This window comes from Ureibacillus terrenus (assembly GCF_006569205.1).
GTDB classification, from domain to species: domain Bacteria; phylum Bacillota; class Bacilli; order Bacillales_A; family Planococcaceae; genus Ureibacillus; species Ureibacillus terrenus.
In genome coordinates this window covers 1-12,530 of the sequence record NZ_VIGD01000023.1, presented here as the reverse complement: position 1 = coordinate 12,530, position 12,530 = coordinate 1, and the positions used below count along the sequence as shown (strand labels likewise).

14 protein-coding genes are annotated in these 12,530 nt (G+C 43.5%); all 14 read right to left on the bottom strand.

All coding sequences use genetic code 11. The features are described from left to right. Positions 1 to 11: 11 nt before the first annotated feature. Positions 12 to 2,000: a carbamoyltransferase HypF gene (gene hypF / locus FKZ59_RS13090; protein ID WP_181733298.1), complete on the bottom strand. Its 1,989-nt coding sequence runs from the start codon at positions 1,998 to 2,000 to the stop codon at positions 12 to 14. Positions 2,001 to 2,059: 59 nt separating this feature from the next. After that, positions 2,060 to 3,085: a hydrogenase expression/formation protein HypE gene (gene hypE, locus FKZ59_RS13085; protein ID WP_141603200.1), complete on the bottom strand. Its 1,026-nt coding sequence runs from the start codon at positions 3,083 to 3,085 to the stop codon at positions 2,060 to 2,062. 34 nt (positions 3,086 to 3,119) lie between these two features. Continuing rightward, on the bottom strand, positions 3,120 to 4,229 hold the full coding sequence (hypD, locus tag FKZ59_RS13080; protein WP_141603199.1) for a hydrogenase formation protein HypD: 1,110 nt from the start codon (positions 4,227 to 4,229) through the stop codon (positions 3,120 to 3,122). A 28-nt stretch (positions 4,230 to 4,257) separates the two neighbouring features. Then, positions 4,258 to 4,527: a HypC/HybG/HupF family hydrogenase formation chaperone gene (locus tag FKZ59_RS13075; RefSeq protein ID WP_141603198.1), complete on the bottom strand. Its 270-nt coding sequence runs from the start codon at positions 4,525 to 4,527 to the stop codon at positions 4,258 to 4,260. 21 nt (positions 4,528 to 4,548) lie between these two features. Next, positions 4,549 to 5,412: a NifU family protein gene (locus FKZ59_RS13070; protein ID WP_246045894.1), complete on the bottom strand. Its 864-nt coding sequence runs from the start codon at positions 5,410 to 5,412 to the stop codon at positions 4,549 to 4,551. A 6-nt stretch (positions 5,413 to 5,418) separates the two neighbouring features. After that, positions 5,419 to 5,793, bottom strand: a complete 375-nt coding sequence (locus FKZ59_RS13065; protein ID WP_141603197.1) for a hypothetical protein — start codon at positions 5,791 to 5,793, stop codon at positions 5,419 to 5,421. Positions 5,794 to 5,806: 13 nt separating this feature from the next. Further along, a complete protein-coding gene (locus FKZ59_RS13060; protein WP_141603196.1) occupies positions 5,807 to 7,024 on the bottom strand; it encodes a tetratricopeptide repeat protein in 1,218 nt (405 codons plus the stop codon). Positions 7,025 to 7,078: 54 nt separating this feature from the next. Then, positions 7,079 to 7,366: a hydrogenase maturation protease gene (locus tag FKZ59_RS13055; RefSeq protein WP_141603195.1), complete on the bottom strand. Its 288-nt coding sequence runs from the start codon at positions 7,364 to 7,366 to the stop codon at positions 7,079 to 7,081. Beyond that, positions 7,347 to 7,823, bottom strand: coding sequence for a hydrogenase maturation protease (locus FKZ59_RS13050; RefSeq protein ID WP_141603194.1), 477 nt, complete (start codon positions 7,821 to 7,823; stop codon positions 7,347 to 7,349). Before FKZ59_RS13050 ends, FKZ59_RS13055 begins: the two co-directional genes overlap by 20 nt. 107 nt (positions 7,824 to 7,930) lie before the next feature. Continuing rightward, the gene (locus tag FKZ59_RS13045; RefSeq protein WP_141603193.1) at positions 7,931 to 9,532 is read right to left on the bottom strand and encodes a nickel-dependent hydrogenase large subunit; all 1,602 of its coding nucleotides are present in this window, start codon (positions 9,530 to 9,532) and stop codon (positions 7,931 to 7,933) included. Positions 9,533 to 9,569: 37 nt separating this feature from the next. Next, positions 9,570 to 10,541, bottom strand: coding sequence for a hydrogenase small subunit (locus tag FKZ59_RS13040; RefSeq protein ID WP_141603192.1), 972 nt, complete (start codon positions 10,539 to 10,541; stop codon positions 9,570 to 9,572). A gap of 51 nt (positions 10,542 to 10,592) precedes the next feature. After that, entirely contained in the window at positions 10,593 to 11,270 is a 678-nt protein-coding gene (gene hypB / locus FKZ59_RS13035) for a hydrogenase nickel incorporation protein HypB (protein WP_246045893.1), read from the bottom strand. Positions 11,271 to 11,272: 2 nt separating this feature from the next. After that, positions 11,273 to 11,620 (bottom strand): hydrogenase maturation nickel metallochaperone HypA, encoded by a 348-nt coding sequence (hypA, locus tag FKZ59_RS13030; protein ID WP_141603191.1) that lies wholly within the window; start codon positions 11,618 to 11,620, stop codon positions 11,273 to 11,275. Then, complete coding sequence (locus tag FKZ59_RS13025) at positions 11,613 to 12,131, bottom strand: DUF1641 domain-containing protein (RefSeq protein WP_141603190.1); 519 nt, start codon at positions 12,129 to 12,131, stop codon at positions 11,613 to 11,615. The genes hypA and FKZ59_RS13025 overlap by 8 nt, the downstream gene beginning before the upstream one ends. Positions 12,132 to 12,530 lie beyond the last annotated feature (399 nt).

Sequence of the window (12,530 nt, the reverse complement as noted above, 5' to 3'; positions counted from 1 at the left end):
GTAATCACCTTCTAATCGTTGTTCATAGCCGACAAGATGGCTGCTTGTCCCAAGCTGATGCAGTTATCGCCCAATGGCGCTTCATCATCATAAAAAATTTCAATATTTGTGCCTTTCAATAAGTCAAAGATGTCGGAAACAAGCAGACTATTATGAAATACGCCGCCGGAAAGAACAGCATAATTGGTGTCATATTCTTTGCAAAGGGCAGTAATCACATCCACTACCGCCTGCGCCAAACTGCGATGAAATCCCCTTGCAATGACAGATGGAGATGTTCCTTTGAGTCTGGATTGAATCATTTCCTCAAATAAAGGGCGATAGTCCAATTCTTCCCCAGTCCATGGGAATGGGTAGACTTCTTCCACTATCGGAGATTGGCCGGCCAAGTATTCCAAGCCGATCGCCGCTTCCCCCTCAAAGGAGTTGTCCAAATGGAAGCCTGTTAAAGCGGCCACCGCATCAAACAATCTTCCCACGGATGTGGTCGGGAATGTCCGGATGTTTTTCTCCTTAATTTTCAACGCTTTAGGGAATGGTTCAGGAAGCTGCAATCGATCGAGAAGCTCTTTGTCGAAATCGCCGATAAAGCCTGCCAATGCTTGAAGCGGAAATGTCGCCGCGGCATCTCCGCCAATCAGGGAAGCTTTTCTTAAATGGCCCCTTCTCGCAAATCCTTCCTGCACACTTCCTACAAAGATTTCTCCACCCCAAATTTCACCGTCTTCACCGTATCCCGCGCCATCGAAAATTACTCCGACAACCGGTTCGGACAATTTATTTTTCAAAGCCAAAATGGAGGCCAAGTGGGCTTTGTGGTGCTGAACAGCAACATGTCGATAGCCTTCAAGCGTTTGGGCGAATTTTGTTGTGAAATATTCCGGATGCAAATCATGTCCAATGATGGTGTCACTTAAAGCTACGCCATGATAATTTAAATAATCTTTTACTGCCCGTTCAAACTTTAGCTGTGTGCCATATTTGGACGTGTCGCCCAAGTGGTGGCTCATTATGACATGCCCATCTTTTACCAATGTAATGGTGCTTTTTAAATCTGCGCCAAGGGTTAAAATCGGTCGGGAAGAAGGCAATGTAATATTCAATAAATTATTGTATCCGCGGGATCTTCTGAAAGGCACGGCTCCAAGTTTTGTCACTTTTAATACCGTGTCATCCACGCTCCGTTCAATCTCCCGTTCGCCAATTAAAACTGCACATTGGAAATCTTCCAGCAATCTTGTTAATTGATCATCTTTATGAATCGTAGGTTCCCCAGGATAGTTGGCGCTTGTCATGACAATAAATCGAGGTGATCCAAAGTGGAACAGCAAATGCTGCAATCCTGTATAAGGCACCATAAGACCGATATCCGGATTGTTCGGTGCAATAATGGAGCTTAATTCTTCACTCTTTGATTTGGCGATGAGTATTGGACGTTTTTTCGACAATAATATTTCTTCTTCTTTTTCGGACAAATGGACAATTTCTTTGGCCGCTTCCACATCTTTTACCATAATGGCGAAGGATTTTCTTGGACGGCCCAACTTGTCCCTCATTACTTGAACCGCTTCTTTATTAAATGCGTCACAAACTAAATGATAACCACCATTGTTTTTCATCAGAAGGATTTCGCCGTTCTTTAACAGTTCTGCCACTCGCCGGAACATTTTTTCCCCTTCATAGCGTTCGCCATTGACTGTTAGATAATAGTTTGGACCGCAGTCAGGGCAGCAGTTCAATTCCGCATGATATCTTCGATTTTGTGGATCTTCATATTCTTCTTTGCAGGATGGGCATATCTCCCACTCCGCCATTGTTGTATTTTTTCGTTCGAAAGGAAGATTTGTCATTAATACATATCTTGGTCCACAGTTAGGGCAGCCGATATAAGGGTACAAATAGCGTTTGCTCGTCGGGTCAAACAATTCTCTTAAGCAATCATCGCAAATGGCTGTATCAGGCAAAAAAGTATGGGAAAGTGTACGGGATGATAATGTCAATCGGATCACTCTCTTTCTATAGGGTTAAATTAGGATTAAATAGAGAGGATGATAGATTTTTAACAAATCCGCGGCAACGGATCGCCCACTAACATATCAATCGCTCTTGTTCCTCCATAGGAAGAACGGGAAAGGACGATATGCCGATCGCTTTCATGCACTTCACCTATGATGGCCGCTTGCTCTCCCCCTGGAACTTGCCGGATTGCTTTTAAAGCATCATCTGCGTATTCCTTGGAAACGACCGCAATGAATTGGCCTTCATTTGCGATATGCATCGGATCAAGACCTAAAATTTCGCAGGCTCCCCGTACTTCCGGACGGACCTGGATTGCTTCTTCTTCCAGCACAATCGCCACTTTTGCGTCCCTCGCCAATTCGTTCAGTGCCGTCGCCATACCTCCGCGCGTCGGATCGCGCATCCATTTTAATCCCGGCGCCGCCGCATCAATCAGTTTGGCAACAAACGGCCATACCGCACGTGTATCAGATTTGATATCCGCTTCCAAATCGAGCTCGCCACGGGCAAAGAGAATGGTGATGCCATGATCCCCGATCGGTCCGGAGAGGATGATTTTATCTCCTTTTTGGACACGGCCTGCCGATAAATTTACTCTTGGATCAACAAGACCGATACCTGCCGTTGTAATAAACAGCTTGTCAGCTTTTTGGTGCTCGACCACTTTTGTGTCCCCGCCGACGATGGCGACATTCGCTTTTTCTGCCGCCTCTTGCATGGCTTTTATTTCCGCTTCCAATATTTCCGTCTCTGTACCGGCTTCGATAATCAATGTGGAAACGATGGCCAAAGGTTTGGCTCCACTCATGGCAATGTCATTTACCGTCCCGTTGATGGCCAACTCTCCGATGGATCCTCCCGGGAATCTTAAGGGATTCACGACAAAACTGTCCGCGGTAAAAGCAATTTTCGCCTGATCCGCCTGCACATATGCCGCATCATTTAAATCTTTCATATTGAAATATGGCGCCAAAAGACCCTCGATCAATCTCCGGCTTGCTTTTCCGCCGGCTCCATGGGACAACTGAATCGTCGGCTCTCTAAATGCAATTTTGTCTGTCAGCATGGCGACTACTCCTTCTCTCTATCTTTTTAATTGATTAATAGTTCATTGTTGAATATAGATGGTTATAATAAGTTGCACAGGCTCCTTCCGAAGAAACCATTAATGCTCCTACAGGATTGTCAGGCGTGCATACTTTCCCGAACAATTTGCATTGGTTCGGTTTCAGCATCCCCTTCAGTACATCCCCGCATTGTGCATCCTTGTTTTCTTCGATGGTAATTTTTTGAACGTTAAACTGCACTTCGGCATCCCATTTGGCAAATTCCGGCCGCAGCTTTAATGCGGAATTCTGAATGGCTCCCAGCCCCCGCCATTCAAAAGCAGGGCGGTCTTCAAAAACTTGATCGATGATTTCCAGTGCAGAAACATTGCCTTCTTCCATGACAACACGCTTATATTGGATTTCCACTTTGGCTTCCCCATTTTTCAGCTGTTTAATTAACATTAAAATGGACTGAAGGATGTCCAATGGTTCAAAACCTGATATGACAACCGGCTTGTTGTAATCCTTGGCGATGATTTCATAAGGATGCGCCCCTATGATCACCGATGCATGGCCCGGTCCGATAAACCCGTCAATTCTCATATTTGGCTGGTCCAAAATGGATTTTAAAACCGGCACGATTTTTACATGATTGGAGTACACGAAAAAGTTGTCCACATTCAATTCTTTGGCCCTTAGTACTGTGATGGCGGTGGAAGGGGCGGTCGTTTCAAATCCGATGGCAAACAGGATCACCTTTTTATCCGGGTTTTTGATTGCGATATCCAACGCATCAAGGGGCGAATAAATCATTCTGACATCCGTTCCCATTGCTTTATGGTTTAATGGCGAGCCTTTTTTCCCCGGAACCCGCATGACATCGCCAAACGCGGTAAAGATGACATCCGAATTTTTGGACGCGATTTCCAGACCTTCATCTACCCGCCCCGGTGGAAGTACACAGACCGGGCAGCCCGGACCATGAATAAATTCAATATTTTTTGGCAACAGTTCTTGAAGCCCGAAATGAAAAATGGAGTAAGTATGTCCACCGCATGCTTCCATTATCCGGAAGTGGTCATCCGGCTCAATGATCCGTTCGATTTCTTCTAGGGTTTTTTTGATCAGTTCAGGATTGCGAAATTCATCGATAAAGCGCATTTTGGATCCCCCCAAAAATATACATTAGCTAATCAAATTGATATCCTTTTATTTCTGTCATCGCTTCCTTATCTTCTCCGATTTCCTGCAATAGCTGTAATTGCTCTAAAGCCTGCTTCTCGCTGATTTTATTCATGGCAAAACCGACATGTATCAAAACCCAATCGTTTACCTTGACCCCTTCATGCTGAATCAGGCTTATGTTTACTTTTCTTCTTACGCCTGAAACATCAATCATCGCATATTGATTTCGATCATCAAGCAGCTCAACGATTTTCCCTGGTATTGCAAGACACATCTGTATCCCTCCATCGTTATGTTAACTATCGACCCGGATCCATATTTTCTTCTTTTCTATCCGGACCGGAAACGGCTCCAATTGAATGTGCGGAACCGTTATGCACTCCCCGTTTGTTAAATCGAAGCGGAGGGCTTTGTCATGCCCGATCAAATACATGCCTTCCACCTGCTCCACTTCCTCCTGTGCAAATGGAATTCCCCTATGAGGGCAGCGGTTCCGGTATGCCATAATCTTGTTATCTATAATGATTAGCAGTACGTCCACTCCGTCAATGGTGATATAATAGGGTTTGTTTTCTTTCAAATCTTCGATGTCCGGCCCCTCTTTCCAGCCGCTATCCTTTAATTCTTCAACATTTCCCTTTCCTGTAAGCGGCATATATCCCGGGGATAAATCGTTTACCATTTCTACCCGGTCAATTTCCGGAACTCTCGTTTTTATGGCTTCTTCTACCCCGTTTTTTAATGTGACGGCCGAAAGGGAACATCCTGAACAGGCTCCTTGCATCCGGACGTAAACGACATTGCCTTCAATTTTATCCAGCTCAATGTCGCCCCCATGGGAGTTTAAATAAGGGCGGACTTCTTCCAATACCGCTGCGACTTTTGTATATAGATTTTGTTTAATGATCCCATGCAACAAGAGCATCGCATAAACGGAAGGTTCTTCTACGGCCTCCAGCATCAATCTTTTCCCTTCATCCGTCGACCGCACGATTCTTACGAGTTTTCTGAGGGCATCTTCATGGAAAGCTTCAATCGCTTTTTTCAACTCCAAGATTTTTTTCAATTGATAATCGGTAAAGTCCATCGTCTTTATTTCTTGGAGTATTTGGTCAATCCGTTCTGAAAGATTCTCGACGCTCTTTGACTGTGTACCCAACGGGCTTCACCCCCCAAAAGCTAATTGCTGTTCAAGCACTTCCTCCGCTTTCTGCTTCAGCAGATTTTCAAACACTTCTTTCGCCATTTTTTCCACGATTTCTTCCACTGTTAATTCATGGCCCGGAATGTTTTGGAAATGATATTTTCTTTTCGCAAGCGCCTGTAAAATAAAACATGAACCTTCAGGATTATTGAGCAAAAATTCTTCAAAAAAAACGTCTACAAATTGATCCAGCCATATCCCTTCTCCATGGGGATTGGTGCGTAATAGGCGCAGGGCATTTTCCGCACCTTCCGAACGTTGAAGCGCCCGCTCTACAAATCGCTCTGTTGCCATTTGCAACAGCGTATTGAAATATTGCTTTTCATAATCGTTCACCAGTTTCCCTCCACTACTGCTTGGAAAGTTCTTCTTTTTTCTTCTTGATTTCCAGCAACATGTCCTCTACCACTTTTTTTGACTCTTCATCCCTCAGTTCCTCGAAAATCTGTTTGGCTTCAGTTAATTTGGGCACTGCACTGGAAAAAGCCCCAAGATGGGAAAGGGCTGTTCCCTGATTCGCAATGAGCCTCGCATAACCATGGGGATCGGTTTCTTTTTTCCGCACTTTTAGCACATCTTCATAAAGGGCAACCGCTTCCCATAAGTTATCTTCAATATGGGAAGACTTCGCATATTGAAGCGCATTCGCCAGATTGATGGTGGCACTGCACCATAATTCGGTATGCTTTTCTTGATCCAAATATCGCAAAGCTTCCCTGAGGGATTGGATGGCCATTGCATTTTTTAAATGGTAGTTATATTCATTTGGCGGCATCGCCAAATAAGACAATGCAAGATTCATATGGATGATGGCATAGTTTTCAGGAGCATTCTCTTTCCGGTAAACTTTTAAAGCTTTGTTATAGCATTTGATTGCTTCCAAGTAATAAGTTTTGTTTCCATCCGCCAATTCCTGATAGGCCGTTCCAAGCTGAAAAGTCAATTCGGCGCGCATATCTTCAAATTTTGAACGTTCCGTTAAAGTTAAAGCGGTTTTATACAAATCGATTAACCGTTGATCGATGAATCCTAATGATTGTTTCGTTGCCGCCGCTTCGCTCAGCAACCTGGCAGAAAAAATAGGTGAAATTTCTTTGACTGTTTGGGCTGCTCCTTCCAATAGCTGTATCCCTTTTGTCCAATCTCTTTTTTGAAATGCATCATAAGCATGTGTTGCCAAAATAAAAGCTTTGATTTCATCAGCTGTATCATCTTGGAAATGGGGAGGGTCCTGCTTAAAATTTAATCTCCAGGCAACTGCATCCAAAAGCAGCTTCAAGTCTCCATCCAACATGGATTCGGCCTTTTTGTAATTTCGCTTTTCGGGAAAAAGAATAAAACGGTTAAAGTGGCCTTCTTTCGTGTCAGGCAATAATTCGTTCACCCGTTCAACAGGTTCCCCTTCGATTGCAGATAAAAAAAATTGCCATTCTTTTGGACAAGGTTCCGGCAGAAAACCTTGCAATAAAGAAGGCATAAAGGTATCCGCGTTTTCTATAGGCGGCAACAAGAAGAAACCTGCTGTCCCTGGAAATACGCCGATTGACATTGGCTGACGTTTCAACATGCGACACTCCCCCTTTTCATACATTCCCTTTTGAAACTGTTGCAAAACATTTCATTATTTCACATATAACGGAATCCGAAGGGCCAATGCGTTTTCATCCCATTCAACAGTTCTTGGGCCATAATCTACATCATCCGGCAGCAATTCTGAAACTAAGACAGAACGGTCTCCTTTGGCATTGCGGTATTTTAAAATCAAACCGCCAGCGCCAACGTAATTTACCGGCATGATCAATAAGTCATGTTCATCCAATATCGCAATGACGGCCCCTGTTGCAAAATATCTTTGTGCAATCTCCGAAGGGATCTGCAAATAGCCTGTTTCAGTTATTTGACACTTCAATTTCTTCACCTGATACTTTTTGTTTGATTTTTTTTGCCAGTTTGTTTACACTTTCTTCCACTTCAGGTGTAAGCCCGCTTCCATAAGATAAATCCTGGGCCTCGATTAAATAGACGGTGACTTTTTGCGGAAAATCATCTTTTAAAAGCCATCGTCCCATTGCGATGGCATGGTCCCATCGAAAGTTATGAAGATTTATATTCTCCAACGGAATGGCTTCCACCTCTTCTCCAGGGATTTCAAAAATGGTCCCCGGTTCCGCTCCGGTAGTGCAAGCATCGACGATAATCAATTCTTTTGCATTGCCTATTTGAAAAACGACATCCATTCCGGCGGTTCCCCCGTCGGCCAGCCGCACATTCCGTGGAACTCCCAAATCCCATAACTTTCGTATTAATATAGGACCTGCACCATCATCTTTTCGAATTAGGTTCCCACAGCCAATGATTGTAATCATGTTGTCCTCCATATAAAACTTTTGATGAATAAATAAGAGGGCTTTATGATCAAGTACCCCCTTATTTATTAGAGATTCATGAACATCTGAAGTTTTTTCCGCGCCAATCAGAAGTTTGTAACCCTGTATTGGGCCAATTGTTTATTTGTTTTCGCGTCATAGGCATGTACAGTACATACCAGGCAGGAATCGTAACTTTGCGCTATATGAGCCAGCTCTACCGGATCTTCCGGATTTTTGATAGGTGTACCAATCAGCGCAGTTTCGATTGGCCCTCTTTGACCGAAGCGGTCGCGTGGCCCGATATTCCATGCTGTTGGTGTGATGATTTGATACTTTTCAATTTTTCCGTCCTTCACTTGAATCCAGTCCGCCAAAAATCCTCTGGCCGCCTCGGTAGCCCCGAAGCCCTGGCCTTCGATCAGCTCTCCAGGATTTACATAAAATTTCTCATTTAAGTCGATTTGCTTTAACCAGTTTTGTACATAGCGGACATATTTCGGAGCTTCATGTAGTCGGGCCAAGACACGAACCATTATGCTCGGTCCAATTTCTTTGACAATGTTGTAGATCAATGGATCATAATCTTGCCAATCTTCCGCTCCTTCGCGTCCGGCAATGACTTGTCTCGCCAGCGGTCCAACTTCCAGCGGTGTTTCGCCGCTGTCCAATAAATATCGCGGAGCCTTTGCAAACGTATATTTCCCTAGCTTTTTGCCTTCTTCCGGATCGAGCGGATTCGTAAATCCTTCAAATGGATGATAAGAACCTTCGCCTTCATAGAAAGAATGCGTATAGTCTTCTCTGACACGGGCCTGGTCAAAATCATGGAAATTCTCGCCGTCAAATACACCGGATCGGGCAATGAGGGCGCCATTTCTTGATTCGATAGTCGGATGGATATATTTTTCAGGATTCGGGAAGCTTCCTGCCGCCAAATACTTGCCCGGTCCGGCTCCATATTTATCCAATCCGATTTCCCGGCTGTATCGAATAAACAGACCCAAATCGGATTCATAATGCTCTTCTTTTTCTTCCAGCCATTCAAGCACATCTGACCAAGTTTCGTTTTGGAGCCATCTTTCTATCGAGCAGCCCAGCAAAGTGCTTTCCAGCCAATTCTTGCGGAAGTATCCCAAAATCGAAATCGACCGGGTAATGTCCGATAAAGTCGGTGCGCACATCACGCCGCCAGGAATCATGAAGCTGGAGTGCGGCCATTGTCCTCCAAAAATGGCATAGATTTCGACAGGTTTTGCTGAAATCGTTACACCTTTGACATAGTTTTCTCCGACAAAAGGAGCCCATCGTTTATGAACCTCTTCATATAAAGATGCAGATTGATAATTTTTATGGGTCAATCCGATGGCAAATAACGCATAGAACCAGCGCGGAATACTTTGAATCGTTTCCGTGGCTTGCGCAATATTTCTCACCAAAGTGGCATTCGGCGGCACTTCCGTATGGAAGGCCGTATCAAGGGCGTAAGCCGATTTTGTTAAATGGCTGCCGCCGCAAATACCGCAAATTCTTGGCGTCATGATAAGACCCGCCTGAGGATCTTTTCCAATCAATATTTTTTCAAATCCCCTAAACATCGTTGCTTCCGTCCAGGCATCGACAACCACGCCATCTTCAATCGTAACCTTGACATCCAAGTCCCCTTCTACCCGTCCAAGAGCGGGAACTTTAATTGTTTGCTGTGCCAAGTTCTCCCCTCCTTAAATATTTCGATAAGTTCCATTATCATGGTACGAACAGATCTTCTTTTGCCCATTTTGGAGCGACAGTACGCGCGACAGCGGCATGTACTGAGTAACTTAAAGAATCCACTCCTGTAGGCACTTCTTTTGGAATGGCTCCCAATATTTTTTGCGTTTTGAATACCGTTCCAGGCGCTAAATCAAAGAATGGGAATTGCGGTTCCGTACATCCAATGCATGGCATGCCTGCTCTTGTTTTGGATGATTGACGGTTCCATAGAATCCTGTTGCAGGATGAACGTGTCATTGGACCACGGCAGCCTTGTTCATAGAAGAGACAGCCTTTTCTCGTTCCTTGTCCGAATTCTTCCACCGGTTCTTTGTATTCGAAATATTGAACCCGTGTACAGCCTGTCTGAGTAAACGTTTTAAAGAATGTTTCCGGACGATGATATTCATCCAATGTGATATCCGCTGTTCTGCCCGTTGCAATGGCCACGAGAATTTGCGTTACCCAGTCAGGATGCGCAGGGCAGCCGGGGATATTGATCACCGGTAAACCTGCCTGGGAGCGGAACTCTGTAGATAAAAATCCTCCTGGTTTGTCTTTGAAAAATTGCAATCCGGTAGACTCCGACGGATTAGGGCTTGTTGCAGGTATTCCTCCCCAGCACGCACAGTCTCCAATGGCCACCACATATTTAGCCTTGTGGGCCAAATCATAAATCCAATCTTTTTTAGGACGGTCAAACAAAGTGTCGAAACGACCCGTTCCATTCGGTCCCTGGATGACGGTTCCTTCCACAACCAAAATGTCCAGTTCTGTACGGCCTTCAATAATGTCATCCAAAATTTCCTTTACCTGATAGCCGAATTCCATGGAGACCGAGTGGTGATAAAGAATATTGATGCCAAAATCGGTGATTAAATCAATCACGGTAGGCTCATCCGCATTCAAAAACGACTGGGTGTTTCCGTTGCAGGCTCCTCCGTGAATCCAAAAGACGTTTGCCATTTCCCTTTAACACCTCCAAAATCATGTATATTATCCAAAAATTAAAAATATTTAAAACGCTTTCATTTTTTCTTGTATCAAATAATCAATCCATTCATTGATGCCCATGTCCTGTTTTACGGAAACCTCGAAAACTTTCATTGTCGGCCTGGATTGATAGATTGATTGATAGAACGCTTCTTTGTCAAAATCCACCGCTTCTGCCAAATCCATTTTAGTAATGATGGCAATATCCGCGCTGTTGACGATGGTAGGGTATTTTACCGGTTTATCCTCGCCTTCCGTCGTTGAAAACAGCACCACCCTCAAGTTTTCACCCAGGTCATAGCTGGATGGGCAAACAAGATTTCCGACATTTTCGATGAATAGAAAGTCGATATCTCTTAAATCCCATTCACGAATGGAATCTTCGATCATTTGTGCCTCAAGATGGCATACCGTTCCTGTTGTAATCTGTTTTACTATCGCTCCGCTCCGCTTCAGCCGTTCCGCATCATTCTCTGTCGCCAAATCCCCGACTAAAGCCGCGGCTTTAAAATCTTGACCCAGCCTTGTCAATATTTCCGTCAACAGCGTTGTTTTCCCGGCTCCGGGACTGGAAACGAGGTTTACAACATAAACCCGGTTTTCTTGAAAGCGCTTTCTTAATTCTCTGGCCAAAATGTCATTTTTCTTCAACACATTTTCCCTTATCTTCACAATTCGAGGCTGTTCAATTGCTTGGCTCAATATTAACCCTCACCTACCAGTTCATACAATTCAATTTCTTTTCCTTCCAAAATTTGATCGGTGCCTGAATTGCATCTCGGACATTTTATCGGAATGGGTTTTTCCAGCACATATTCTTGGCTGCATTGAGAGCAAAAAATTTTTAAAGGAATTTCTTCTATAATTAGATGGGCTCCTTCGATGCTTGTCCCTTCCGTTGCGATATCAAAGGAGAATTCCAACGCTTCTTTGACTACGCCGGAAAATACACCCAATTTTACACGCAGGGCTTCAATCTTTTTTAGATGATTTTGCTCTGCCGTTTCGATCGCCAATTGAACTAGGCTGTGTGCAATGGACAGTTCATGCATTCTTAAGCTCCTTTGACAGTATTTTCAACACATTCAATATAAATTGGATTGCAGGCTGTATTTCCGGATTGGTCAGCTCCTTCAACAGGCCGAATATACCAGGGCTTGCAGATGTTTTATATTCCATATTGGAAGCGGCCTCCGAAACAGATGTGCAAAGATTGCTTAATGTTTTAATCGTTCTTTCATTCAGCACTGTCGCCTCGATTTTTCTGAATTCTTCTGAATTGATTAAGTTCTGCAAACGTATCAAGGACTCCAGGCTGCTTTGCAAATTGTTTACAATATTGTTTTTTGGCAATTCTTCCCGAAGCGTCAGAACCATCCGGTTTAGCGAATCGGCCATTTCTGGACTTCGCTTTATAAAATTCTCAATAGCCTCAAACAGCAGATTAAATTTTTTCAGGTTATCCAGCAGGCTGATTAATTGTTTGATTGTTTCAGGTTCTGACAATTTGTTCATTAATACAGCCTCATTGCTGATGCTTACAACATTATTTTGGCTGCTCAATCTTCCACCTCCCCGTTATTTGTAAACTATTAATCTATTAAAATAAATTATTGATAAACAACTTCATGGCAACCGTACTTCATTTATTCGTTTTCATATAACACTTTTTCAATATAATAAATTATTTGAATCTTTAGACAATTAAATGAATTTAACTAAAAAATAACATAATTTCCTCGGCTTTGTCAAACTGATTTTCAATATGTCCCTTGCCGCCGGATTTTTTATTTCCCAAAAAATAAACTATGTATGCCGGACTTCGCTTATTAATATGAGCATTTTGCACATTTTTCAACCCAAGAGTCATAAGGTTTTCTAAAGCATAAAAAAGGACTTCACCCCTTATTTGTAGAATTTTGAAGTGACCAAACCACAAAAATCCATAAGGAGGAAGTCACT